At 50.3% G+C, this 23650-nt stretch carries 24 protein-coding genes; 17 read left to right on the top strand and 7 right to left on the bottom strand.

Annotated features, from left to right (window positions below):
• Positions 1–53 precede the first annotated feature (53 nt).
• The 10 genes from UNDYM_RS13760 (at position 54) to UNDYM_RS13715 (ending at position 9330) form a co-directional block, all read left to right on the top strand.
• Positions 54–1871 carry an acyl-CoA dehydrogenase gene (locus tag UNDYM_RS13760; protein ID WP_162041546.1) on the top strand — a complete coding sequence of 606 codons (1818 nt, stop codon included), beginning with the start codon at positions 54–56 and terminating at the stop codon, positions 1869–1871.
• 106 nt (positions 1872–1977) lie between these two features.
• Positions 1978–2760, top strand: coding sequence for an SDR family oxidoreductase (locus tag UNDYM_RS13755; protein WP_110254229.1), 783 nt, complete (start codon positions 1978–1980; stop codon positions 2758–2760).
• Positions 2757–3224, top strand: coding sequence for a PaaI family thioesterase (locus tag UNDYM_RS13750; RefSeq protein WP_162041545.1), 468 nt, complete (start codon positions 2757–2759; stop codon positions 3222–3224). Before UNDYM_RS13755 ends, UNDYM_RS13750 begins: the two co-directional genes overlap by 4 nt.
• Positions 3225–3337: 113 nt before the next feature.
• The gene (locus UNDYM_RS13745; protein ID WP_232064065.1) at positions 3338–4588 is read left to right on the top strand and encodes a serine hydrolase; all 1251 of its coding nucleotides are present in this window, start codon (positions 3338–3340) and stop codon (positions 4586–4588) included.
• Positions 4589–4595: 7 nt separating this feature from the next.
• Positions 4596–5606 carry an NADP-dependent oxidoreductase gene (locus UNDYM_RS13740; protein ID WP_162041543.1) on the top strand — a complete coding sequence of 337 codons (1011 nt, stop codon included), beginning with the start codon at positions 4596–4598 and terminating at the stop codon, positions 5604–5606.
• Positions 5607–5641: 35 nt separating this feature from the next.
• Positions 5642–6574 (top strand): glutathione S-transferase family protein, encoded by a 933-nt coding sequence (locus UNDYM_RS13735; protein WP_162041542.1) that lies wholly within the window; start codon positions 5642–5644, stop codon positions 6572–6574.
• A 47-nt stretch (positions 6575–6621) separates the two neighbouring features.
• On the top strand, positions 6622–7521 hold the full coding sequence (locus tag UNDYM_RS13730) for an SDR family oxidoreductase (protein WP_162041541.1): 900 nt from the start codon (positions 6622–6624) through the stop codon (positions 7519–7521).
• Positions 7522–7553: 32 nt separating this feature from the next.
• Positions 7554–8450, top strand: a complete 897-nt coding sequence (locus UNDYM_RS13725; RefSeq protein ID WP_162041540.1) for an alpha/beta fold hydrolase — start codon at positions 7554–7556, stop codon at positions 8448–8450.
• 5 nt (positions 8451–8455) lie between these two features.
• Positions 8456–8899: a thioesterase family protein gene (locus tag UNDYM_RS13720; protein WP_162041539.1), complete on the top strand. Its 444-nt coding sequence runs from the start codon at positions 8456–8458 to the stop codon at positions 8897–8899.
• Positions 8896–9330, top strand: coding sequence for a GNAT family N-acetyltransferase (locus UNDYM_RS13715; RefSeq protein ID WP_162041538.1), 435 nt, complete (start codon positions 8896–8898; stop codon positions 9328–9330). Before UNDYM_RS13720 ends, UNDYM_RS13715 begins: the two co-directional genes overlap by 4 nt.
• Before the next feature lie 46 nt (positions 9331–9376).
• On the opposite strand, the gene UNDYM_RS13710 is transcribed toward UNDYM_RS13715, so the two are convergent.
• Positions 9377–9709, bottom strand: a complete 333-nt coding sequence (locus tag UNDYM_RS13710) for a DUF962 domain-containing protein (RefSeq protein WP_162041537.1) — start codon at positions 9707–9709, stop codon at positions 9377–9379.
• A gap of 434 nt (positions 9710–10143) precedes the next feature.
• Between UNDYM_RS13710 and UNDYM_RS13705 the strand changes: the two genes are divergently transcribed.
• The 4 genes from UNDYM_RS13705 (at position 10144) to UNDYM_RS13690 (ending at position 14805) form a co-directional block, all read left to right on the top strand.
• A complete protein-coding gene (locus tag UNDYM_RS13705; RefSeq protein ID WP_162041536.1) occupies positions 10144–11883 on the top strand; it encodes a methyl-accepting chemotaxis protein in 1740 nt (579 codons plus the stop codon).
• A gap of 48 nt (positions 11884–11931) precedes the next feature.
• Positions 11932–12636: an adenylyl-sulfate kinase gene (cysC, locus tag UNDYM_RS13700; protein WP_162041535.1), complete on the top strand. Its 705-nt coding sequence runs from the start codon at positions 11932–11934 to the stop codon at positions 12634–12636.
• 19 nt (positions 12637–12655) lie between these two features.
• Entirely contained in the window at positions 12656–13666 is a 1011-nt protein-coding gene (locus UNDYM_RS13695; RefSeq protein ID WP_162041534.1) for a hypothetical protein, read from the top strand.
• Between the two features lie 68 nt (positions 13667–13734).
• Positions 13735–14805 carry a sulfotransferase gene (locus UNDYM_RS13690; protein ID WP_162041533.1) on the top strand — a complete coding sequence of 357 codons (1071 nt, stop codon included), beginning with the start codon at positions 13735–13737 and terminating at the stop codon, positions 14803–14805.
• A gap of 7 nt (positions 14806–14812) precedes the next feature.
• On the opposite strand, the gene UNDYM_RS13685 is transcribed toward UNDYM_RS13690, so the two are convergent.
• From UNDYM_RS13685 to UNDYM_RS13675, 3 genes are read right to left on the bottom strand one after another with little or no spacing between them, the layout of a single operon-like run.
• Positions 14813–15436 (bottom strand): LysE family translocator, encoded by a 624-nt coding sequence (locus tag UNDYM_RS13685; protein WP_162041532.1) that lies wholly within the window; start codon positions 15434–15436, stop codon positions 14813–14815.
• 6 nt (positions 15437–15442) lie between these two features.
• On the bottom strand, positions 15443–16249 hold the full coding sequence (locus UNDYM_RS13680; RefSeq protein WP_162041531.1) for an alpha/beta fold hydrolase: 807 nt from the start codon (positions 16247–16249) through the stop codon (positions 15443–15445).
• Position 16250: 1 nt separating this feature from the next.
• Positions 16251–17561 (bottom strand): O-acetylhomoserine aminocarboxypropyltransferase, encoded by a 1311-nt coding sequence (locus UNDYM_RS13675; RefSeq protein ID WP_162041530.1) that lies wholly within the window; start codon positions 17559–17561, stop codon positions 16251–16253.
• A gap of 166 nt (positions 17562–17727) precedes the next feature.
• Between UNDYM_RS13675 and UNDYM_RS13670 the strand changes: the two genes are divergently transcribed.
• From UNDYM_RS13670 to UNDYM_RS13660, 3 genes are all read left to right on the top strand, one after another.
• Positions 17728–18177: a CBS domain-containing protein gene (locus UNDYM_RS13670; protein WP_162041529.1), complete on the top strand. Its 450-nt coding sequence runs from the start codon at positions 17728–17730 to the stop codon at positions 18175–18177.
• A 91-nt stretch (positions 18178–18268) separates the two neighbouring features.
• Positions 18269–18472 (top strand): hypothetical protein, encoded by a 204-nt coding sequence (locus UNDYM_RS13665; protein WP_162041528.1) that lies wholly within the window; start codon positions 18269–18271, stop codon positions 18470–18472.
• Positions 18473–18546: 74 nt separating this feature from the next.
• Positions 18547–19539 carry an NAD(P)/FAD-dependent oxidoreductase gene (locus tag UNDYM_RS13660; RefSeq protein WP_162041527.1) on the top strand — a complete coding sequence of 331 codons (993 nt, stop codon included), beginning with the start codon at positions 18547–18549 and terminating at the stop codon, positions 19537–19539.
• Positions 19540–19557: 18 nt separating this feature from the next.
• Here the strand turns inward: UNDYM_RS13660 and UNDYM_RS13655 are convergent, their stop codons facing one another.
• The 3 genes from UNDYM_RS13655 to lysS form a co-directional block, all read right to left on the bottom strand.
• On the bottom strand, positions 19558–20031 hold the full coding sequence (locus tag UNDYM_RS13655) for a cupin domain-containing protein (protein ID WP_162041526.1): 474 nt from the start codon (positions 20029–20031) through the stop codon (positions 19558–19560).
• A gap of 110 nt (positions 20032–20141) precedes the next feature.
• A complete protein-coding gene (locus tag UNDYM_RS13650; RefSeq protein WP_162041525.1) occupies positions 20142–21929 on the bottom strand; it encodes an ABC transporter ATP-binding protein in 1788 nt (595 codons plus the stop codon).
• 105 nt (positions 21930–22034) lie between these two features.
• A complete protein-coding gene (gene lysS / locus UNDYM_RS13645; protein ID WP_370529484.1) occupies positions 22035–23513 on the bottom strand; it encodes a lysine--tRNA ligase in 1479 nt (492 codons plus the stop codon).
• Positions 23514–23650 lie beyond the last annotated feature (137 nt).

Below are 23650 nucleotides of genomic sequence, written 5' to 3'. Positions count from 1 at the left end.
GTCATCCGGTTTGGGCAAAATGAGTACCTCATCTCTTTTGTCCAGATAAAGCCATGCAATCTAAAATTCTTTCCCGCCGTGATCTCGAATTCATGCTGTATGAATGGCTGAATGTAGAATCACTGAATCAAAGGCCTCGTTTTGCCGATCATAGCCGCGAAACGTTCAATGCCGCCCTTGATACCTGCGAACAAATAGCGACAGACCTGTTCGCTACCCACAATAAAAAAAATGACCAGCAGGAGCCGCACTTCGATGGCGAAGAAGTGCACATGATTCCTGAAGTGAAGACTGCCCTGAAAGCATTTTGCGAAGCTGGCTTGATGGCCGCAGGGCAAGATTTTGATGTTGGCGGCATGCAGTTACCCTGCGTGGTTGAAAAAGCTGGTTTTGCTTATTTCAAAGGGGCGAATGTTGGGACGGCATCTTATCCCTTCCTCACCATAGGCAATGCCAATACCTTGCTCAAATGCGGTACACCTGAGCAGATAGAAACCTTCGTCAAACCCATGCTGGAAGGCCGTTTCTTTGGCACCATGTGTTTGTCTGAACCGCAAGCTGGCTCCAGCCTGTCTGATATCGTCACCAGGGCTGAGCCGCAAGAAGATGGCACTTACCGGTTGACGGGCAACAAGATGTGGATATCGGCAGGGGAGCATGAACTGGCCGAGAATATCGTGCATCTGGTATTGGCCAAAGTACCGGACGCAAACGGCAAGCTGATACCTGGCGTTAAAGGCATTTCGCTTTTCATCGTGCCAAAAAAACTGGTGAATGCTGATGGTAGTTTAGGCGAACGTAATGACGTAGTGCTGGCTGGCCTGAATCACAAAATGGGTTATCGCGGCACCACCAATTGCCTGCTGAATTTTGGTGAAGGTAAATTCAAACCGCAAGGTAAAGCGGGTGCGATAGGATATCTGGTGGGTACCGTGCACCGTGGCATGGCAAACATGTTCCACATGATGAATGAGGCACGCATAGGTGTAGGCCTGGGTGCTGTCATGTTGGGCTATACCGGTTATTTGCATGCACTGGATTATGCCCGTAACCGTCCACAGGGACGTGCACCGCTGAACAAAGACCCGGCTGCACCACAAGTGCCTATCATTGAACATACCGATGTCAAGCGTATGTTGCTGGCACAAAAAGCCTATGTCGAAGGTGGCCTGGCATTGAATTTGTTTTGTGCCCGCCTGGTCGATGAAGAGCGTACTGCGCCATCGCCTGAGGCACGTACCCATGCTGCGCAGATGCTGGAGATATTGACACCGATTGCTAAATCCTGGCCTTCACAATGGTGTCTGGAAGCGAATAATCTGGCGATACAGGTGCATGGTGGTTATGGTTATACCCGTGAATACAATGTAGAACAGTTTTACCGCGATAACCGCCTCAATCCCATCCATGAAGGTACGCACGGAATACAGGGACTGGATTTATTGGGCCGCAAGGTGGTCATGCAAGACGGTGCCGCGCTTGAAGCTTTGGGCGAAATCATGCACAAGACTTTGGCTAGAGCTGCGGCTCATCCTGAATTGCTGGCCTATACCAAATCACTGGCACGTGTGTTGCAAAGACTGGCCAGCGTTACGCAGCAACTGCACGGCGTGGGAGATACCAACAAGACCCTGGCGAACGCCTCGGCTTATCTGGAAGTATTTGGCCATGCCGTGATTGCCTGGATGTGGCTGGAGCAAGCCAGCTTGTGTCTGAACAAAGAAAATCACCATGATGCTGATTTCTATGCAGGTAAGCTGCAGGCTTGTAAATACTTCTTCCACTGGGAATTGCCACGCGTTCATCCCCAACTGGATTTGCTGTCGAATATCGATATGACGACTTTCGATATGCAGGATGCCTGGTTCTGAACCATAGCCTTGAAATAATCAAAAACACATAACAAACGATGTCCTTCCTGTCTGCGCGCAGACAGGTGGTAGTCGCACATACCGGAGACAAAAAATGAGCAAAGCAATTCGTACCGTACAACAATTATTTGACTTGCATGGCAAGACAGCACTGATCACTGGCGGCTCGCGTGGACTGGGTCTGCAAATGGCAGAAGCGCTGGGTGAGCAGGGTGCCAAAGTGGTGCTGTCTTCACGCAAGCAATCTGATCTGGATGAAGCTGTCGCCCACCTGAAAAGCCGTGGCATAGATGCCAGCGCGATTGCTGCTGATTTGTCTAAAGAAGCAGCAGTGCAGCCATTGGTAGATGAAGCACTGGCCCGTCTGGGACATATCGATATCCTTATCAATAATGCAGGCGCTACCTGGGGTGCTCCGGCGGAAGATTATCCAGTTGATGCCTGGGACAAGGTCATGAACCTGAATATCCGCAGCATATTCCTGATCTCGCAGGCAGTCGGTAAACGGTCCATGATACCGCGCAAGTATGGCCGCATCATCAATATCGCCTCTATCGCCGGTCTGGCTGGTAATGCGCCTGGTACCATGCAGACCATTGCTTATAACACCTCCAAGGCAGCCGTCATTAACTTTACACGCACGCTGGCTGGTGAATGGGGTGTGCATGGCATTACCGTCAATGCGATTGCACCGGGATTTTTCCCCTCAAAAATGACCAAGGGCATACTGGAAAACCTGGGCGAAGAAAAACTCGCCAAAGAAGCGCCTTTGCAGCGCATAGGTGATGATGAAGATTTGAAGGGCGTGGCCATGCTGTTTGCCAGTGATGCTGGTAAGCACATTACAGGCCAAACCCTGGCAGTGGATGGCGGAGTATCTGCTGTATGACAGAGGCCAAGTCTGCTGCGGCGCTTCCCATTGCGCAACCAACACCGGTATTGAATCCTTTTTTACACGACTTGGGCGTTGAGTTCCTGGAAATGGAAAATGGTCATGCACGACTGGCACTTGACCTGAGCGAACGGCACATGAATAGCTGGCAAATTGCCCACGGTGGCGTGATTATGACCATGCTTGATGTGGTGATGGCGATGGCTGGCCGGTCCATGAGTAGCGACCTCAAGGGAGTCGTCACGGTAGAAATGAAAACCACTTTCCTGCAGCCAGGCGGTGTACCAGGTGGCCGTATGGAAGCGCGTGGCAAGGCTTTCCATCAATCCACCACCATGTGCTTTTGCGAGGGAGAGGTCTGGAATGGCGACAAGCTGATTGCCAAAGCCATGGGTACTTTCAAATACTTGCGACGCTTGAAGTCTGGCGAGAATATGAAAAAACTCTACGGTAGTGACTGATTAAAAATAAAAAATTGACGTCGTTTCTGCAAGTCTTATAAAAATAAATGGAGACCAACATGCAGCAGACCCGCTTTGCAGTACTTTTTTCAGCTTTAATTTGTGGACCATTCATGAGCATGTCTTCGGCACAAACAGCCTTGCCTGATGCTGAGGCAAGCGACCCGCAAAAAATGGGCTGGATGCAGGGCTTCCCACCGGCACCTGACAAGCTCATCAAATTTGCAAATGGCAGCAATTACCAGTTCCCGCGCACACGTTGGTCGTTTTCTCATGGGCGTGAACTGGGGCCTACCAGCAATGTCTGGCATGGTGCTGGCCCAGTGTCAGCTTTGCCAGTAGCTTTGCGTGATTTGGATAAATTGCGGTTCGCAGATGAAAAGGGTAGCGAGATTGGTTGGGCTGATATGCAAGCCCATACTTACACCGACAGCATACTGGTGCTGCACAAGGGCAAGATCGTTTACGAGCGCTACCTTGGGATTACTAAAACTTACTTGCCGCATATCGCCATGTCGGTCACCAAGTCCTTTGTTGGTACGCTGGCTGCTACTTTGGCTGCGGAAGGTAGGCTTGATCCAAGTGCACCTGTTACGCAATATATTCCTGAGATCAAAGACACAGCCTATGGTGACGCCACTGTTCGCCAGGTCATGGATATGACCATAGGCGTGCAGTATTCTGAAAATTACGCTGACCCTAAAGCTGAAGTCTGGGATTACGCCAGATCAGGCGGGCTGTTGCCTGTAGCCCCAACTTATGACGGGCCTAAAACTTTTTATGATTTCCTGGTGAAATTGAAAAAAGAAGGCAAGCATGACGAAGCCTTTGCCTACAAGACCGTGAATGCAGAAGTGCTGGCCTGGATAGTCAAGCGCGCAAGCGGGCAAAATCTGTCTGATCTCTTGTCTGAACGTATCTGGCAAAAACTGGGTACCGAGAATGATGCCTATTTTTCGGTAGACAGCGTAGGCACCGAGCAGGGTGGCGGTGGTTTGAATCTGACGCTACGTGACATGGCACGCTTTGGTGAAATGATGCGCCTGAATGGCAAATTCAATGGCCAGCAAATCATTCCCGCCGCTGCAGTGGAAGATATACGCAAGGGTGCTGACTCGGCTAAGTTTGCCAAGGCGGGCTATGCCACTTTGCCAGGTTACTCCTACCGCAATATGTGGTGGGTAGCGCACAACAGCCACCAGACTTTTGAAGCCCGTGGCATACACGGACAACGTATCTACATCGACCCGGTGGCCGAAATGGTCATCGTTAAATTTTCTTCCCATCCCATTGCTGCCAATGGCGCGACTGACCCTGTCACTTACCGCGCCTTCCAGGCTGTGGCAAATCACTTGATGAAATGAGCAAATCATGACTACTAATTCTCAACTTTCTTACCAACGTATCGTGCTGGCCTCTCGTCCTAAAGGCCAGGTTGTGCCAGAAAATTTCCGCCTTGAATCCCTGCCTGTGCCAGAACTCAAGGATGGTGAACTACTGGTGCGCAATCACTATATGTCGCTTGACCCTTACATGCGCGGCCGCATGGAAGATGCCAAAAGCTATGCCGCCCCACAAGTCATAGGTGAAACCATGATAGGTGGTACGGTAGGTGAAGTGGTCGCCAGCAAAAATGCCAAATTCAATGTGGGTGACAAAGTCATAGGCATGCTGGGCTGGTCAGAAATGGGTGTGTCTGATGGCTTGCTGTTGCGCAAAGTCGATACCACGTATATTCCATTGTCAGCCTACCTCGGCTCAGTTGGTATGCCCGGACTGACAGCCTGGTATGGCCTGACGCAGATCATGCAACCCAAGGCCGGTGAAACCATCGTGGTGTCTGCTGCCAGCGGTGCCGTGGGCAGTGTGGTTGGTCAACTGGGCAAGCAACTGGGTTGCCGCGTGGTTGGTATAGCGGGTGGCTCAGACAAATGTGCTTATGTTGTCAATGAACTGGGATTTGATGCCTGCATCGATTACAAGGCAGGCAATCTCGAAGCTGACTTGGCCGCCGCAACACCGGATGGCATTGATGCCGTATTTGAAAACGTCGGCGGTGAAATCTTTGATGCGAGCCTGGCGCGCATGAATGCCTTTGGCCGTATCGCCCTGTGCGGTTTGATTGCCGGGTACAACGGCGAGCAATTGAGCATCAAGAATGCGCGCGTATTCTTGACCATGCGTTTGACGATGCGTGGCTTCATTGTCTCTGAACACATGGATTTGTGGCCGCAAGGTTTGAAAGAACTGGGTGGCCTGGTGGCGACTGGCAAACTGAAGTTCCGCGAATCTGTTGCTGAAGGCATTGCTGCTGCGCCAGAAGCATTCATTGGCCTGCTGAAAGGCAAAAACTTCGGCAAGCAGTTGGTGAAGCTGATTTGAGTTAGTCGTATAAACCTGAAGAGCACAGAGCAATCATGTCCGACCTTATTTTCCATAATTTTGCAATTTCTCCATTTTCAGAAAAGATCCGCCTGATTTTCGGTTTCAAACAATTGAAGTGGAAGTCTGTAACAGTACCCATCATCATGCCCAAGCCAGATGTGACGGCGTTGACGGGTGGCTACAGGCGTACACCCATATTGCAAATTGGCGGGGATATTTATTGTGATACATCTTTGATTGCCGAGGTGCTGGAAAAACGATCGCCCGCACCTGCTCTATACCCGGCTGCTATCAATGGTCTGGCGCGCAATCTGGCACAATGGGCTGATACTACGCTGTTCTGGACAGCAATCCCCTATGCATTTCAGCCAGCGGCCATCCCATCCATATTCGGCAATATCAGTGCTGAAGAATTGCAAGCCTTCAGTGCAGACCGTGCCACCATGCGTGGCAATATGCCGCGCACCAGCATGGGTGAAGCCAAAGGGCAGCTTTTAGAATACTTAAGTCGTCTGGAAAATATGCTCAGCGGCGATGCGCCGTTTCTGCTGGGTACACAAGCCAGCGTTGCAGATTTCTCTGTGTATCAGGCTTTGTGGCTGATACGACTGGCTCCAGCGATCAATCCTGTTTTCGACGCTTATCCAAAACTCTTGAAATGGATGGAGCAGGTAGTCGCTTTCGGGCATCACCAGTCTGAAGCGCTGAGCAGTGCAGAAGCATTGGACATAGCCAAAAATGCCCAGGGATTTGATACGGATGGTCGTAACTTCGTTGACAGCCATGGCATAGCGTTGGGTGAGCAAGTTGCCATCATGCCGACCGACTATGCGCTGGACCCGGTCGTGGGCGAACTTGTCATCGCCAGTGAAAATGAATTGGCCGTGCGCCGTCAAGATGAACGAGTCGGAACTGTGGTCGTTCATTTCCCACGTGTAGGCTTCCAGATGAAACGCGCAAAATAAATTAATCCAAAACAAATAAATTTAATAAATCACATACAGGAGACAACATGAAAGTATTCAAAGACAGAGTAGCCGTGATTACCGGTGGTGCCAGCGGTTTTGGCCGTGAGTTTGCGATTATCGGTGCGCGCCTGGGCATGAAGCTGGTGCTGGCTGATGTACAGCAAGATGCCCTGGACAAGACCAAAGCCGAGTTGGAAGCACAAGGTGCTCAAGTACTGGCCATGCGTTGCGATGTACGCCATGCAGAAGAAGTACAGGCCCTGGCGGATGCCACCATGGAGAAATTTGGTGCCGTGCATCTGGTATTCAATAATGCCGGTGTCGGCTCTGGTGGCCTGATCTGGGAAAACACCCAGGCTGACTGGGATTGGGTGATAGGCGTGAATCTCTGGGGCGTTATCCATGGCGTGCGCATTTTCACCAATCTGATGCTGGAATGTGCAAAGAAAGATCCGCAATTTGAAGGCCATATCGTGAATACGGCTTCCATGGCAGGCTTGCTCAATGCGCCGACCATGGGTGTGTATAACGTCTCCAAGCATGCAGTAGTGTCTTTGTCAGAATCCCTGTATCAGGATTTGAAACTGGTAGAAGCACCGATAGGCGCATCTGTGTTGTGCCCATATTTTGTACCAACAGGCATTTCACAATCACATAGAAATCGGCCTGACGATGTGCCAGGTTCTGCACCAACTGCCAGCCAGAGAGCAGCGCAGGCCATGTCAGACAAGGCTGTGAATTCTGGCAAAGTAACTGCCGAGGAAGTGGCTGAAAATACCTTCAAGGCAATTGCTGACGAACAGTTCTACATCTTCTCTCATCCAGGTGCCCTGGGTAATGTGCAAGAACGCATGGAAGATATCGTCCTGCAACGCAATCCTGGTGACCCCTACAAGGCTGCGCCACATATCCGTGACATGCTCAGAGCCAAACTCAAGGCCTGATTACCACTTTCAAGCATCAGGGAGAAGCTTAGATGACAGCAGAGATACTAAGTAATCAGTTTGCCACACTGGGCAATGGAACACGCCTGCATTTTGCCAGTGCGGGTGAGCGCGGCAGGCCATTGATCTTGTTCGTGCATGGCTTTCCAGAATTCTGGTACGAATGGTCGGCTCAACTAGCTGAGTTTGGACAGGATTATTTTGCCGTGGCACCGGATTTGCGCGGCTTCAATCTGTCAGACATGCCAACGGATGTTGCTGCTTACAAGGCCAGGCATATCGTTGATGACTTGCGTTTGCTGATCGCCCATTTGGGCTATCAGCAAGCCATAGTCGTCGCGCATGACTGGGGTGGGGCGGTATGCTGGAATATGGCGATTGCCCTGCCTGCCTTGTTTGAAAAACTGATCATCATCAATTCACCGCATCCTTACCTGTTCATGCAGGCATTGGCAACTGACTCTGCGCAAAGAGCTTCCAGTGAATACATGAACTGGTTGCGCAATCCAGGGTCTGAAGAAGCACTAGCCAAAGATGATTTTGCCCTTATGGATGGTTTTTTCAATGGCATGGGGCAGGGTGAGGCAAGCTGGTTTGATGCGGAGACACAAGCTGCTTATCATGCGTGTTGGGCGCGGGGTTTGACAGGTGGAGTGAATTATTACCGCGCTTCGCCACTGCATCCACCGACGGACAAAAATCCCGGGCCTTTGCAATTGAATCTGAACCCGGCTGATTTCCAGGTGAAGGTACCTACCCGTGTCATCTGGGGTGAAAACGACAAAGCTTTGCCCAAGACCTTGCTCGACGGTATTGAGAATTTTGTCGATGATATCCAGATACAGCGCATTGCAGAGGGTTCACACTGGGTTATTCATGAACAGCCCGAACGTGTAAACCGTCTTATCCGTCAATTTTTACAGAGTTAGGGATTATGGCCAAAGCAGATTTTGCTTTCTTTCACCGCTTGCGGGTGCGCTGGTCAGAAGTCGACATGCAAGCCATCGTCTTTAATGGCAATTACCTCAATTACTTTGATGTGGCGTTTACCGAATATTGGCGTGCAACCGGTTTGCCAAACGTGATTACCCAGGCAGCCGAGGGTAAGGAATTGTTTGCCCGCAAATCTACTATCGAATACATGGCGCCAGCAAGGTTTGATGATGAGCTCGATATCGGCGTACGTTGTGCCAGCATAGGTAGGTCCTCTCTGCAGTTCATTCTCGAAATTTATCTTGGGGAAAACCATCTGATCTCCGGCGAGTTGGTATATGTCTATGCCGATACAGAAAAGCGCAAGGCAGTTGCTGTTTCAGATGGATGGCGTGCGATAATTTCATCCTTTGAAACGCTTGCGCCTGCCGATACCCGATCATGAATACTGAAAACCTGCACCTGGTCATTGCTGACTGGGCCACGCTGCAAAAAGACGCCCAGGCTATACGTTATGAAGTCTTTGTCATAGAGCAAAAAATCCCTGCGGAACTGGAATGGGATGCCGCTGATGCTGAATGCCTGCATGCAGTTGCCTATGATGCAGATGGCAAGGCCGTGGGAACGGGCCGCCTGTTACCAGATGCGCACATAGGCCGCATGGCAGTATTAGCGTCTGCTCGAGGTTTGGGTATTGGTGCAACGATTTTGCGTGCATTGATGAAAGAGGCACAGGCGAGGGGTGAGGTGGCCGTTTGCCTGAATGCACAGCAGTCAGCCGAGAATTTCTATCTCAAGGAAGGCTACAGTCGCGATGGCGAGATTTTTGAAGAGGCTGGCATTCCTCATGTCAGCATGATTTATCGTTTTGCCTGATGAATTTGAGCACAGTCCCGGGTTGAGCCAGGGCTGTGTCTTGATGTTATGTTTTACGTACATCATCCTGCGGGGAAAAGCTGATTTCCCCACTCAGCAACTGCCAGTACATAAGCCAATCCCCCATGAATGAATACAAGGGCTGTCTGAATGAGGCCGGACGGTTCTTTTCAAAAGCAAAATGACCCACCCAGGCAAAACCATAACCACAGACTGGCGCCGCCAACAAATATCCAGCATGGCCGGTCACGATAAATGTGGCGATACACAAGATAACCAGGCTGCTTCCTATGAAATGCAATTGCCTGCAAGTCCTGTTGCTGTGCTCAGTCAGGTAAAAAACATAAAACTTTGAAAAATCAGTAAATTTCTCTGCCATTTTGACTCCTTATCACATCTGCTTCGTATGACAGCGGCACAGTCTTGCTACAGGCATATTAGGTCATAGGATGGCTTTGGGCACTCAATTTCCAGAATTTTCAAAATGATTTATCTATTTGTGTACCAGGGCCATATAAATGATAATGAATTGCAATATTGACATTGCAAAAATATCTACTATTATTCAGTGATATAAAATTAAGGCATAACTATATATGATTTGTGCTACTGGATTTGGGCTGATGATAGCTATATTTAATGATGTAAATAATTGAAGTTAAAAGCTTTATTCAAAAGACACAATCTTTAATAATTTCCTTGTGGCATTAAATTCTATGTGGCAATATGAGTTTGTCGAACAAACTTATGCAAGCCCTGATAGTACAAACCAAGTCAAACATTCTTGTCGCTGACAACGTTTTTGGGGGAATCATGAATATTGAGAATTCGAAAGTCTCAACCCGTCTGATCACAGGTTTTGGCCTGGTCTTGGGCTTGCTGCTGGTTGTTCTGCTCCTGGGTACAACTTATATGGCGAAAATGCACCAGCGCCTTGATGAGATCGCCAATGTCAATAATGTACAGTCCAAACTGGCTTCAACCATGTACCTGACTGTGACGGAGCGGGCACTGGCTTTGCGAAATCTTATTTTGTTGTCAGACGAAGCCGAAATCCAGATTGAAGTAAAAAGGATAGCGGCACAGACAAAAAAATATACTGAGGCCGAAGACAAACTCACCCAGATGCTGAATGCCGATCCCAATGCCACTCCAGAGCAAATTGCCCTGTTGGGTAAAATCAGGGACCAGGCCAAGCTGTCAGAGTCTTTTATCGCCAAAGGCGCCGATCTCGGCGTGCAAAAAAAGGGGGAAGAGGCTTATAAATTACTACGCTTCGAATTTCGTCCTGTACAAAAAAAATGGTGGGATTTGCTGAATGATTTTATTTCTGACGAAGAAAAACAAAACTCAGCGGCCATAGTGCAGGCGGAGCAAGACTATAACAGTGCAAAAAAACTCATGTACCTGTTTGGCGCTGCAGCCCTGTTTGTGGGTATGGCGGCCGCCTGGCTGATTGTCAGGAGTTTGCTGAAGCAATTGGGTGGCGAACCCCGCTATGCAGTGCAAATTGCCGAGAGGATAGCAGCAGGCGATTTATCCGTGCCTATCAGGCTGGCCGACAAGGATGAACACAGTCTCATGCATGCCATGCATGAAATGCAAAAAGGCCTGGCCGACATTGTTGGCATGGTACGTTCTGGTACAGACACCATAGCGACTGCCTCCAGGCAAATAGCTTCCGGCAATATGGATTTGTCTTCACGCACTGAGGCACAAGCGGGCTCGCTGGAAGAAACAGCATCCTCGATGGAAGAGCTGACTTCCACCGTCAAACAAAATGCTGACAGTGCCAGGCAGGCCAATCTTCTTGCACAATCCGCTTCAGACGTTGCAGTCAAGGGTGGTACGGTCGTGTCTGAGGTTGTCCAGACCATGGGTTCCATCAATACGTCTTCACGCAAGATTGTCGATATCATCGGTGTGATAGACGGCATTGCTTTCCAGACCAATATATTGGCGCTGAATGCCGCTGTAGAGGCTGCCCGTGCTGGCGAGCAAGGCCGTGGCTTTGCCGTGGTCGCAACTGAAGTCAGAAATCTGGCGCAACGCTCGGCAGAGGCCGCACGTGAGATCAAGCATTTGATCGATGATTCTGTCACGAAGGTGGAGGTCGGTGCCAAACTGGTTGATCAAGCCGGGGTCACCATGGAAGAAATTGTGGTCAGTATCAAACGTGTTACCGGCATCATGAGCGAAATCATGTTGGCCAGCCAGGAGCAAACAACAGGGATAGAGCAGATCAATGAAGCCATCGTGCAGATGGACGACGTCACCCAACAAAATGCTGCCCTCGTAGAAGAAGCCGCTGCTGCCGCTACCGCCCTGCAGAACCAGGCAGACGATCTGTCTGAACTGGTCAGCACCTTCCAGTTGGCAGCAGAAAAAAATGCCCAGCCTGCATGGCAGGAGCCAGTCCTGGAAAACAAAAAAATCGTTCCTTTGATTAAAAAAGCTGCACCGCAAAATAATGCTCCAGTGAAGCAGATCAAGCGAGTGGCAAATGCGAATAGCAATCCTCAGTCCGGCAATGCTGATTGGGAAGAGTTTTAACGAATTGAATTGATTGTTAGGCATCAGTGGTAAAACCAGGAGCAATCTATGCAAGCGAATACGAGCATACTGGAAGACAAGCCTCAAGCTGAGCAGACTGCAGTCCGGGTAGAGCGCAGGACACAATTTGGCCGTTTTGTGCAAAGCCCACAGACTAGTGGGGTGGATATCAAATGGCACTATGGCATCGTCAATTCCAATGCACGTGAACGCCTGATGCGGCAAAGTCCCGCTACCTTGTGGCTGACTGGTTTGAGTGGCGCGGGAAAATCTACTTTGGCCTATGCCCTGGAAAAAATATTACTGGAACGCGGGCATTGCTGCTTCGTTGTTGATGGCGATAACCTGCGCCATCATTTGAATAGCGACCTTGGTTTTTCGGCGCACGACAGACGTGAAAACATACGCAGGGCGGCTGAGGTTGCGCACCTCATGAATGAAGCTGGCATGATAGCCATCACCGCATTTATCTCGCCATTCCGGGACGACAGGGCGATGGCGAAAGAAATCATAGGCCAGGAGCGCTTTGTCGAAGTGCATGTCAGCACACCCGGGGTCGTTTGCGAAAGACGCGATCCCAAAGGTCTGTATGCCAAAGCCCGCCGGGGAGAAATTCCAGAATTCACCGGGGTTTCAGCGCCTTACGAGGCTCCCCTTGATCCTGACCTGGAAATCAATTCCGAGCAACATACCATAGAGGAAGCGGCGGAAAAGCTCTACAGACATCTGATAGGATTGTGCTATATCAAATAGCGGGAAGATGACGTCGGCCATGTCAGCAGAGATCAATAATTCAGTAGCAGCCTATGATGTATTTAATGGTGACGCAGATGGCATCTGCGCCTTGCACCAGCTCAGGCTGGCTGAGCCCCTTACGGCAGAATTGATTACAGGTGCCAAGCGGGATATTGATTTGCTGAATCGTTTCTCCACCAAATCAGGTGACAGGGTGACGGTGGTGGATATTTCACTGGACAGCAATATTTCAGCATTGCGCCAGCATCTTAATGCAGGTGCAAAGATCACTTACTTCGATCATCACAATGCAGCTCAGGCCTTTGAGCATGAGCACCTGGATTTGCATTGCGACCTGGCGGCAGATGTATGCAGCAGCATACTGGTCAATCGCTATTTAAATGGCCTGTATTGGAAATGGGCCGTGGTAGCGGCTTATGGTGATAACTTGCCAGCAGTCGCAACGGTGATGGCTGGCGATGCTGGCCTGAGTCAATCGCAACGCGAGCACTTGCAGGAACTAGGTACTTTGCTGAACTACAACGCTTATGGCGAATCAGTGGATGATTTGCATTTTCACCCAGCGGCCTTGTATCAGGCTGTGCATGACTATATCGATCCTTTTGATTTTTTGCATAATGCGGCGCAATTTACGCTGCTGCGTAATGCCTATGCCAGTGATATGGCATTCATGCAAGGCCTGCATGCTGACAGGGAAAGTGAATTGACCTCCATATATATCTTGCCTGCTCAGGCCTGGGCCAGGCGGGTGTCGGGCATTCTGGCAAATCAATTGACACAAGAAGAACCTGGGAAATCATTCGCGGTGCTGACAGCAAAGCCAGATGGCAATTATGTCGTCAGCATACGTTCAGGTGATGCAGATCGTTGTCCAGCGGGTCAATTTTGTTCTGCGTTTGCAACAGGTGGCGGCAGGCGCGGCGCGGGTGGCATCAATCATTTGCAGGCATCAGAAGTGGATAGTTTTGTGCAAGCTTTTATAGCTTATTTTGAGAAAATGGAAATACCTCAGCTCAGTCTGACTTGAGCTTAATTAAGCTGACTGATACATAAGCGGTTTTCCAGATTCCTACCTTCAAGCATGGGGAGAGCATCATGGCAGAATCAGATAGTGCAAGCAGTATAGAAAAAACAACTACTTCCAATAAACGACCGACGCCTGTCCTGATGATACCCTTGCGCCGCTGTGGTAGCCATGCCCTGCGTTTGCGCCTCAATAACAGCAAGGAATTTTATTCGCCTTATCCCCTACATATCGTTGACTTCATGCCCCTGGTGCCGCGCTATGGTGACTTGAGCGATGATGAGTCATATTTCAGGCTGGTCGTTGATGTGGTTGGCTTGCAAGCCGCCAGCATGGTGAAATGGAAAGGCATGGTGTTTGATCCGGTAGATGTGTTTGAATCCATCAAGAATGATCAGCGCAGCGTGCACAGGATATTGTGGGAATTGTTGTTGCGTACAGGTGAGCATCACCATGCCAGTATCGTCATGGATAAGTCACTCGATAGTGTGCACTATGCAGAAGAGCTATTGCAGCTGTTTCCGAATATGCTGTTCCTGAATGTGGTTCGGGACCCGAGGGCGCAGGTTGCCTCCATGAACAAGGCCATCATTCACGATTATGATTCGACACTGAATGCACTGGCCTGGCTGGAGGCTCACCAGTTGTCGCGCGATATTATCCAGCGTCATCCCGATAGAGTACTGACCATACGTTATGAGGATTTTCTGAGTAACCAGGAAACTGTCTTGCGGGCGATTTGTCAATTCTTTGGCATACAGTTCTTGCCCGAGATGCTCGATGTTACCCATTCCAGCGAAGCACAGCAGATATCTCAGATGTCGGCATTGTGGGCAACAAACCGCTTCCCGCCCGTCATGGCCAACAAGGACAAGTTCAAGCAGCAACTGAGCATGCAGGAAATTGAAGTCATAGAAAGCCTGACCAAAGAGTTTATGCAATTGTATGGCTATGAAATGATGACGGATGCCAATCTGGAATTAAGTCCAGAAGTGCTTGCGGCAGCTAAGGATAAATCCAGCAAAGGCAGGGTAGAAGCCTGGGACAGCCTGAAGCACGACAATTACAAGGATTATGTCTTGCGCCGCTTCAGGGCAGATTACCTGGCAAGCCTGAACCAGCGCTTGCCTGCTCACGCATAAAGTAAAGCTATACCAGCGCAACCATGATGCCGGCACCTGTCACCAGAGTGCCGGCTATTCTTTCTGTAATCACTGCATACCTTTCCTGCGTCGCCCAGTGACTGGCTTTGCTGGCCAGCATGCCATATCCCAACAGGATAAAAAATTCAGGGATGATCGAACAGGCCGCAAGTATCAGCATCTGCACACCTACCGGTTCCCTCGGGTCTATGAATTGCGGCAATATCGCCACGAACATCAACAAGGTTTTAGGATTGGTCAACTGCAGCATCAGCGCGCTGCTGAATATCTTCCTGCCACTGAGCACTACTCCATCCAGTTTGGATATGGTCAATGGTGATGGCTTGCCGAAGATGGCAGACAAACCAAGATAGACCAGATAAGCCGCACCCAGGTACTTAATCGCCAAGAATACTTTGGGTGAAGCCAGTATCAGCGAACCTATGCCTGTTGCCGATACTGCAAAGTAAATCGCATTGCCCGTCAATATGCCCAGCGTGACAAACAGGGAGGTGCGCCAACCCCTGGCTATGCCATAGGCAACCACCATTATGACAGCGGGGCCGGGTGACAGAGACAAGGCTGCCTCTGTGGCTGTAAACAAGGCCCAGCTTTCCAGATTCATTGCCATCGCTGTTTATGCCTTCACAAAATCATGAATGGCCGTCAGCACCTGATCGGCCTGCTCTGACATCAATGAATGGCCGCAATTGTCTATGATCTTTTGCTGGCTATTTGCGATGGCTTTGCTAAGAGTCAGGCTGGCCTTTGCTGGTGTCATCATGTCTTTTTTGCCGAGTATGAACAGGCTGGGGCAAGTGACTGATTGTGCGGCTGCTTCACCGTTGGCATAAGCATTGCAGGCTGCAAAGTCGGTATAAAAAACCTTGTCAGGATTGATGGCAGAAATACGCTGCATCAGACGCTGGCTGACACCCATGACATAAAATCCAGGGCCAGGGCAGGATGGTTTGTGTGCGATGGATGTGTGCGACCAGATATTCACCATATCGATAGCAGTCTGCTCTTCATCACGGGCGGCATTAAGCAAGGTATCGGATACTTTCATGGGATAAGCGGTACCAACCATGATGAGTTTACTGACACGCGAGTTCGCTTTAAAGCAGCTCTCCAGCGCGATCAGGGAACCCATACTGTGTCCGATCAGCGTGGCTTGCGCTATGCCCGCCACATCCAGCAAAGCCAGCAGCCAGTCTGCCATTTGTTCTACGCTGGTCAGCGCCTGGCCTTTGCTGCGGCCATGGCCGGGCAAGTCGACTGCCAGTACATTAAAACCGTGATGTGCCAGATAGCGGGTCTGCAAACCCCAGACCGAGTGATCATTTTGTGCGCCATGGATGAATACCAGTGTAGGCAGGGCAGGGTTGTAAGCTTTGCCACCGGTATAGCAATAGGCTGTCTGGCCATAGACTTCAAATAACATCTCAGGCTCCTTTCTGTGCAGCTTTGAGAGCACGTGACAGGTCTTCAATCAGGTCTTCGACATTTTCCAATCCTATCGACAGGCGCATGGTTCCCTCGGTAATGCCGGATGCCAGCAATTGCTCTGCTGGTACGCGGAAATGTGTAGTCGAAGCCGGATGTATCGCCAGGGATTTAGCATCGCCGACATTGGCCAGATGTGAAAAGATATTCAGTGATTCAATAAAGCGCTGCCCGGCGGCACGGTTACCTTTGATGTTAAATGAAAATACTGCACCGCAACCTTTGGGCAGAAGCGTCTTTGCCAGTTCATAGTCGGGGTGATTTTCCAGTTCAGGGTAAGAGACTGAATCGACTGCCGGATGCGCCACCAGGAATTCGACGACTTTGCGGGTATTTGCCACATGCTTGTCCATGCGCAGGCCCAGGGTTTCTATGCCTTGCAGGATGCTGAATGCATTGTGCGGGCTCATGCAGGCACCAAAATCACGCAAGCCTTCCCGTCTGGCCCTGAGTGAAAATGCGGCGACTGTGGATTCTTCACTGAATACCATGCCATGGAAGCCATCATAAGGCTCGCAAAGTTCGGCAAAGTGTCCGGTCTTTTCATAGGCTGTCTGCCAGTCAAACGTGCCGCCATCGACCAGTAAACCACCTATGGCTGTACCATGGCCGCACAGGAACTTCGTGGCTGAATGGAACACCAGGTCGGCACCATGATCGAATGGCTTCAACAGATAAGGCGTGGTGAAGGTTGAGTCCAGCATCAACGGCAGATGATGCTCATGCGCAATTTCTGCCACTGCTGGGATGTTCAGCACATCAAGACCCGGGTTGCCCAGTGTTTCGGCAAACAGTACCTTGGTATTCGGGCGTATGGCAGCACGCCAGGCATCCAGATCTCGCGGATCGACAAAAGTGGTTTCTATGCCAAAGCGCTTCATCGTATAGGCCAGCAGGTTTTGCGAGCCGCCGTACAGGGCACGCGAAGCAACGACATGTGAGCCAGCCCCGGCTATGGTTGTCAGGCCCAGATGCATGGCAGCTTGCCCGCTGGCAACGGCGATGCCTGCAACGCCACCTTCGAGTGCAGCAATTCTTTCTTCCAGCACTGCATTGGTCGGATTGGATATGCGTGAATAGACGTGGCCCGCTCTTTCCATATTGAAGAGAGAAGCTGCATGATCTGAATCCTTGAATACAAAAGAGGATGTCAGGTAAATGGGGGTGGCGCGTGCACCTGTGGCTGGATCGGGTGCTGCGCCCGCGTGCAGGGACAAGGTATCGAAGCCGTGGTATTTAGGGCCGCTCATTGATGTGAGTCTCCATATTGTGAGGCAGCAATGCTACCATCGCTGATGCAAAGCATGCAAAATGCACGTGAATTCGAGAATAAAATATTTTACATGCTGGATTTTTTGCAAGGCTTGCGATACATTGCAATGAAGGCTCACAAAAATGTAGAAGAGGAGGGACATCATGAAAGTTTCAGAGATACTTCAAGTGAAAGGTAATATCCTTTTCACGATCACACCTGATATCCCCATCACCGAAGCCGTCAGCGTCATGGAAGAGAAAGACATAGGTTCTCTGGTCGTGATGGAATACGGCGATCTGGTCGGCATACTGACTTTCCGTGAAGTCATACGTGCAATTCATAAAAACCAGGGCTCACTTGGTAATGGCACGGTGCGCAAGTATATGGATGACCACCCACTGACTGTGACACCAGAGACAGAAGTCAATGAAGTGCGTCGCATGATGCTGGAAAAGCATTCACGCTACCTGCCTGTCATGGATGCCAAAACTCTGCTGGGCGTTATTTCATTCTATGACGTAGCCCGGGCCGTGCTGGAAGCGCAAAGTTTTGAAAACAAGATGTTGAAAGCCTATATCCGTGACTGGCCCGTTGAAGAAAACGAGCAGTAAGCACGAATGTTTGCGCATTGATCAATAAAGATCAACGTGTAAAGTTCAAGGTGTGTCGATATCTATTTCAGGATCGCGAATGAAACTTAGCATGAAACTTAGCAGCGGCGCAGCAAGTTCAGGTTTCTCTGGGATACCTATACCTTCTGCGAGAGTCATGCTCAATGTGCTTGACAGCAGGGCTGCCAGGATGTTGCGCCTTCTCAGAGGTGGTGTTCCTGACTGTACAGCACGTCGTGCCAGCCTGCATGGCCGTGAGAATGCTGTTCCTAAAGTAGATATCAATATGCACTAAACCAATTGACGCCCGCAAGCTTGTATAGCGGGCGTTTTTTATTGTCTGTTTGGACGCTAGATAAGGAAAATAATATGCATATCGCTGTTGTTGGAGCCGGATTAGCAGGGTTGACAGTTGCGCGGCAATTACAGACGCAAGGCCACCATGTCACTGTGTATGAAAAGAGCATGGGCGTCAGTGGCCGCATGAGTACCAGACATACGGAGCTGGGTGGTTTTGATCATGGTGCTCAATATTTCACTGCCAGCTCCGAGCGCTTTAAGAAAGAAATTGCAGACTGGAAAAAATTTGGCTGGGTCGTTCCATGGACTGCCAAGCTGGCGACGCTGGAGGCGGGTAATAGCAAGCCAGCGGGGCGTAGTGGCACGCGTTATATCGCTGTGCCTGGCATGAGTTCGCTCGGTAAACAACTTGCGCATGGACTGGATGTGCGTGCTGAGCAGCAGGTGAGTGCGCTGGAAGCCCATGGCAAGCAATGGTTGTTGTCCATCCGATCAGCAACCGTTCCCATCGCGGCAACTGCCGGGCCGTTTGATGCAGTGGTACTGGCGATACCTGCTGATCAGGCTGAGCCTCTGTTGAGTGCTGCACCAGCCCTGGCCAAGCAGGCCAGGCAGGCACATCTGGCACCTTGCTGGACACTGATGCTGGGTTTCCAGACTTCGTTGGACCTGCCTTATGACGGTGCCTGGATCAATAATTCCCGCCTGGGCTGGATAGCGCATGACGATGCCAAGCCCTTGCACAGGGCGGGTGAACGATGGGTTTGCCACGCTACTCAGGCCTGGAGTATTGAGCATCTGGAAGATGATGATGAAAGGGTCAAGGAAAAACTGACCAAGGCTTTTCATGAGGCTACAGGTTCATGGATACAGCCCATCCATGCTGTCGTGCACCGCTGGCGTTATGCCGAGGCCGTAAAACCAGTGGCTTCTGATTTCTTGTGGAATGGCAAGCAGGGTATAGGTGTCTGCGGCGACTGGTTTGCTGCCGGTCTTGAAGGTGCTGGCAAGGTGGAAAATGCCTTCCTCAGTGCGCTGGCACTGGCAAAGACAATTTCTTGATCAATTCCTGCGATTGATTTACTTGAGGAAGTTGGCGAGCCCGCGCGCGGGTTTGCCAGCATCATGCAAAGTCCAGCTTTTGCGTATGCCTTTGGGTACATGCCAAAGCGCTTTTGTGCCAGCGCGGAAGAGCACGGTATCACCAGGCTGCATGGAAAACTTTTTCCCTTCATATTCAATATCCACGCCGCCTTCCAGCACATAGATACTTTCATCAAGCTGGTAATGCCATTCAAAAGTAGAGGGGCCATCGCACTCAAAAATGCCTGAACTGGTGTCGCCATCATGGGATTTGAAAAATTCAGCGGCACGGAAATTCGGTTTGCCTTCCTTGACCCAGGATGGATCAACCTCAAAGGGTTTGACGGGCAAATTAACAGCCGTAGCGCTTGCCGGCTGTGCCTGCGTGACATAGGCGATAGCCTGATAGGAGGTAACACCCATCAAGGTCAGCAAAACGGCAGCTACGCCTATCGTCAGTGATTTTTTCATGCTTTATACTCTCCCATGTTGTAAGAGTAGCACCGAATTGCCATCCAGTATGAAAAACAAAGTTAAACAGGAAGCTGTTTAACTTTTTGCAATTTACTTATTGATTCAGATTATACATGAGCGCGTTCACCGGTCTGCAAGCGCCACAGGGCCGCATAACCGGCATCTAGTGCCAGCAATTCGTCATGCGTGCCACTTTCTATGATCTTGCCAGCTTCCAGTAAGTGTATGCAATCTGCCTGGCGTACCGTGGATAAACGATGGGCGATGACGATGGTGGTGCGGTTGCGGCTGACGACATCCAGGCTACGCTGAATTGCTGCTTCGGTTTCATTATCGACGGCACTGGTGGCTTCATCGAGTATCAGTATAGGTGGGTTTTTCAAAATGGCCCTGGCCAATGCCAGGCGCTGGCGCTGACCGCCAGAGAGTTTTTGCCCGCGTTCACCTATGCGTGTGGCAAAGCCCAGCGGCAGTTTGGAAATGAACTCCATGGCTTCTGCTGCCTGCGCCGCATCCCGGATGGCCGCATCATCAGCATCCTGCATGCCATAGGCAATATTGTCGGCTATCGTACCGTCAGTCAGGAAACTGTCTTGTGCAACATAGCCTATGCAGCGGCGCAGGTCTTGCAGGTTGATGTCATTGATCTCCATGCCATCAAGTGTGATTTTTCCTGCTTGTGCAGAATAGAAGCGCAAAAGCAATTTCACCAGGGTCGATTTGCCTGAACCGGTCGAGCCAACAAAGGCAATGGTTTTGCCTGCAGGTATATTTAAGCTGATCTGCTGCAAGGTCTTTTGGTCACCATAAGCAAAATCGACTTGATCAAACTGCAACTCACCCTTGATCTGTGAAACTGCAACATGCTTGCCTTCATAGGGAATATTGATTTTGGTATCCAGCAAACCCATGGCACGGTCTATGGCTGACATTGAACGCTGATACATGTCTGCGACTTCAGCCAGGCCTGTCATAGGCCACAGCAGGCGTTGCGTCAGGTACACCAATACAGAATAAGCACCGACAGCCAGGTCACCCTGCAAAGTTAGCCAGCCACCGTAGACCAGGGTTGCTGTAAAGCCAGCCAGAATCGCCATGCGGATGACAGGTGTGATGGCGGCACTGATGGCAATGGCATTGCTGTTGGCCTCGCGATAAGTGTTGCTGGCTTCGGCGATATGATTCTTTTCAAAACTCTCAGTCGCAAAGGCTTTGATGGTGGCCAGGCCGAGCAAATTATTATTCAGGCGAGCGCTGACATCGCCAGCCGCTTCGCGTACTTCAGAATAGCGTGGTGCCAGGCGTTTTTGAAACCAGAATGCACCTATCAGTATCAACGGTACTGGCAACAGGGAGATAACTGCCAGAGAAGGCTGTAAAGTGAAAAACACTGCACTGACCATGATGGAAGAGCAGATGACCTGGATGATCTGATTCGCGCCACCGTTCAGGAAGCGTTCCATCTGGTTGATATCTTCATTCAAGATGGACATCAGATTGCCAGTGCGCTGGTTTTCAAAATATGCCATCTCCAGTTTTTGCACATGGTCGTAGGTATCAAGCCGCAAATCATGTTGCAGGTTCTGCGCCAGCTTGCGCCACTTGATCGAAAGCAGATATTCGAACCAGGATTCACCGCCCCAGATCAGGGCATTGACTGCGCCAAGGAACATCAGTTGATGCCAGGTATCGGTTATGCCGAAACCACCCAGCACCCGTTTTGCCAAAAAACTCTTGTCGCCATTGATGACGATATCGACTGCGACACCAATCAAGACCTCTGGCAGGACATCAAAGAATTTGTTCAATATCGAATACATGGTCGCCAGCCGATAATCTGTTCTATAGGCCTTGGCATAATTCAGGAGTTTTTTAAGCGGGTGGACTGGCGGCATGGCAGGATTTACTTAATGGCAGAAGATGGCAGAAGATGAGCAGAAAACAAAAGGGACTGCAAATTCTACAGTCCCTTCCTTATTTATGCTTGACTATGTCAATTATTATTCTTCCCGGCGCAAATGCGGGAACAAAATCACGTCACGGATGTTAGGTGAATCAGTGATCAACATCATCAAACGGTCTATGCCTATGCCACAACCGCCAGTTGGTGGCAGGCCATATTCCAGGGCGCGGATGTAATCAGCGTCGTAGTACATGGCTTCTTCGTCGCCAGCATCTTTTGCTGCAACCTGCGCCTGGAAGCGCGCTGCCTGGTCTTCTGCGTCATTCAATTCCGAGAAACCGTTGGCGATTTCGCGGCCCGTCATGAACAGCTCGAAACGTTCGGTGATGCCTGCAACCGTGTCAGAGGCACGTGCCAGTGGCGAGACTTCGACAGGGTAGTCAATGATATAGGTCGGGTCCCACAATTGCGCCTCTGCCGTTTCTTCAAACAGGGCCAGTTGCAATGCGCCCAGACCAGCGGTGGCGAAAGGTTTGACGCCAAACTTCAGCAATTCTTTCTTGATGAATTCAGCATCATGCAATTGTTCGTCGGTATAGTCTGGTGCGTATTTGTTGATGGCACCAACAATGGTCAGGCGCTGGAAAGGCTTGCTCAAATCCAGTTCACGACCCTGATAAGTCAATACGGCTGTGCCGTGTGCATCTTCAGCGGCTTTGCGTATGACTTGTTCAGTAAAGTCCATGAGCCATTTGTAATCGACATAGGCCGCATAGAATTCCATCATCGTGAATTCTGGATTGTGGCGTGGTGATACACCTTCATTGCGGAAGTTGCGATTGACTTCAAACACGCGGTCAAAACCACCAACCACCAGACGTTTTAGGTACAGCTCAGGCGCGATACGCAGATACATTTGCATGTCCAGCGCATTGTGATGCGTGATGAAAGGCTTGGCTGCCGCGCCGCCAGGTATCACATGCAACATTGGCGTTTCCACTTCCATGAAATCATTGCTGTTCATGAAGGAGCGGATAGAGTTCATGGCGGCCGTGCGCGCCTTGAAAGTGCGGCGTGTGTCTTCGCTCATGATGAGGTCGACATAACGCTGGCGGTATTTGGTTTCCTGATTGGCCAGGCCATGGAATTTGTCAGGCAAAGGACGCAGGGACTTGGTCAGCATGCGCAAGGTCGTGACCTTGACTGTCAATTCATCAGTTTTTGTTTTGAACAGTACGCCTTCTATGCCCAGGATATCGCCCAGGTCATAGTGACGGAAGGCTTCCATTTCGGCTTCGCCGGTTTTGTCTGTGGTGACATACAACTGTATGCAACCGTTAGCCTTAATACCAGAAGCGTCTTGAAGTTCAGCAAAGGCGGCTTTTTTGCCAGCTTCACGTTGTTTCATCATACGACCAGCAATCGTCACTTCAACATTCATTGCTTCCAGCTCTTCACGAGTTTTTGATCCGTATTTCTCATGCAGATCAGCGGCTTTATGCAGTGGGCGGAAATCATTTGGAAAGGCTATGCCTTTGGCGCGGATCGCGTCCAATTTGGCACGACGAATTGCCATGACGGAGCTTTCATCGACTGGCGTATCTCCATTTGGAGTTGTGTTATTGATGTCGGACATAATTTTCCCTAAGGGAGGGCAGGCATCTGGCCTGCGGGTTTTGATTCTTTAAGGCTGCGCAGGCGATCGCCTGCGCA

Source organism: Undibacterium sp. YM2, assembly GCF_009937975.1.
Lineage (GTDB): Bacteria > Pseudomonadota > Gammaproteobacteria > Burkholderiales > Burkholderiaceae_D > Undibacterium.
The sequence above is the reverse complement of the archived record's forward strand: the minus strand, read 5'-3'. Positions and strand labels throughout refer to the sequence as shown.

What these genes read in the sequence shown, in the direction of transcription:
- UNDYM_RS13760 (WP_162041546.1), top strand. Translation starts at nt 54, where the DNA reads ATGCAATCTAAAATTCTTTCCCGCCGTGATCTCGAATTCATGCTGTAT.
- UNDYM_RS13750 (WP_162041545.1), top strand. Translation starts at nt 2,757, where the DNA reads ATGACAGAGGCCAAGTCTGCTGCGGCGCTTCCCATTGCGCAACCAACA.
- UNDYM_RS13745 (WP_232064065.1), top strand. Translation starts at nt 3,338, where the DNA reads ATGAGCATGTCTTCGGCACAAACAGCCTTGCCTGATGCTGAGGCAAGC.
- UNDYM_RS13740 (WP_162041543.1), top strand. Translation starts at nt 4,596, where the DNA reads ATGACTACTAATTCTCAACTTTCTTACCAACGTATCGTGCTGGCCTCT.
- UNDYM_RS13735 (WP_162041542.1), top strand. Translation starts at nt 5,642, where the DNA reads ATGTCCGACCTTATTTTCCATAATTTTGCAATTTCTCCATTTTCAGAA.
- UNDYM_RS13730 (WP_162041541.1), top strand. Translation starts at nt 6,622, where the DNA reads ATGAAAGTATTCAAAGACAGAGTAGCCGTGATTACCGGTGGTGCCAGC.
- UNDYM_RS13725 (WP_162041540.1), top strand. Translation starts at nt 7,554, where the DNA reads ATGACAGCAGAGATACTAAGTAATCAGTTTGCCACACTGGGCAATGGA.
- UNDYM_RS13720 (WP_162041539.1), top strand. Translation starts at nt 8,456, where the DNA reads ATGGCCAAAGCAGATTTTGCTTTCTTTCACCGCTTGCGGGTGCGCTGG.
- UNDYM_RS13715 (WP_162041538.1), top strand. Translation starts at nt 8,896, where the DNA reads ATGAATACTGAAAACCTGCACCTGGTCATTGCTGACTGGGCCACGCTG.
- UNDYM_RS13710 (WP_162041537.1), bottom strand. Translation starts at nt 9,709, where the DNA reads ATGGCAGAGAAATTTACTGATTTTTCAAAGTTTTATGTTTTTTACCTG.
- UNDYM_RS13705 (WP_162041536.1), top strand. Translation starts at nt 10,144, where the DNA reads ATGAATATTGAGAATTCGAAAGTCTCAACCCGTCTGATCACAGGTTTT.
- cysC (WP_162041535.1), top strand. Translation starts at nt 11,932, where the DNA reads ATGCAAGCGAATACGAGCATACTGGAAGACAAGCCTCAAGCTGAGCAG.
- UNDYM_RS13695 (WP_162041534.1), top strand. Translation starts at nt 12,656, where the DNA reads ATGTCAGCAGAGATCAATAATTCAGTAGCAGCCTATGATGTATTTAAT.
- UNDYM_RS13690 (WP_162041533.1), top strand. Translation starts at nt 13,735, where the DNA reads ATGGCAGAATCAGATAGTGCAAGCAGTATAGAAAAAACAACTACTTCC.
- UNDYM_RS13685 (WP_162041532.1), bottom strand. Translation starts at nt 15,436, where the DNA reads ATGGCAATGAATCTGGAAAGCTGGGCCTTGTTTACAGCCACAGAGGCA.
- UNDYM_RS13680 (WP_162041531.1), bottom strand. Translation starts at nt 16,249, where the DNA reads ATGTTATTTGAAGTCTATGGCCAGACAGCCTATTGCTATACCGGTGGC.
- UNDYM_RS13675 (WP_162041530.1), bottom strand. Translation starts at nt 17,561, where the DNA reads ATGAGCGGCCCTAAATACCACGGCTTCGATACCTTGTCCCTGCACGCG.
- UNDYM_RS13670 (WP_162041529.1), top strand. Translation starts at nt 17,728, where the DNA reads ATGAAAGTTTCAGAGATACTTCAAGTGAAAGGTAATATCCTTTTCACG.
- UNDYM_RS13665 (WP_162041528.1), top strand. Translation starts at nt 18,269, where the DNA reads ATGAAACTTAGCAGCGGCGCAGCAAGTTCAGGTTTCTCTGGGATACCT.
- UNDYM_RS13660 (WP_162041527.1), top strand. Translation starts at nt 18,547, where the DNA reads ATGCATATCGCTGTTGTTGGAGCCGGATTAGCAGGGTTGACAGTTGCG.
- UNDYM_RS13655 (WP_162041526.1), bottom strand. Translation starts at nt 20,031, where the DNA reads ATGAAAAAATCACTGACGATAGGCGTAGCTGCCGTTTTGCTGACCTTG.
- UNDYM_RS13650 (WP_162041525.1), bottom strand. Translation starts at nt 21,929, where the DNA reads ATGCCGCCAGTCCACCCGCTTAAAAAACTCCTGAATTATGCCAAGGCC.
- lysS (WP_370529484.1), bottom strand. Translation starts at nt 23,513, where the DNA reads ATGGCAATTCGTCGTGCCAAATTGGACGCGATCCGCGCCAAAGGCATA.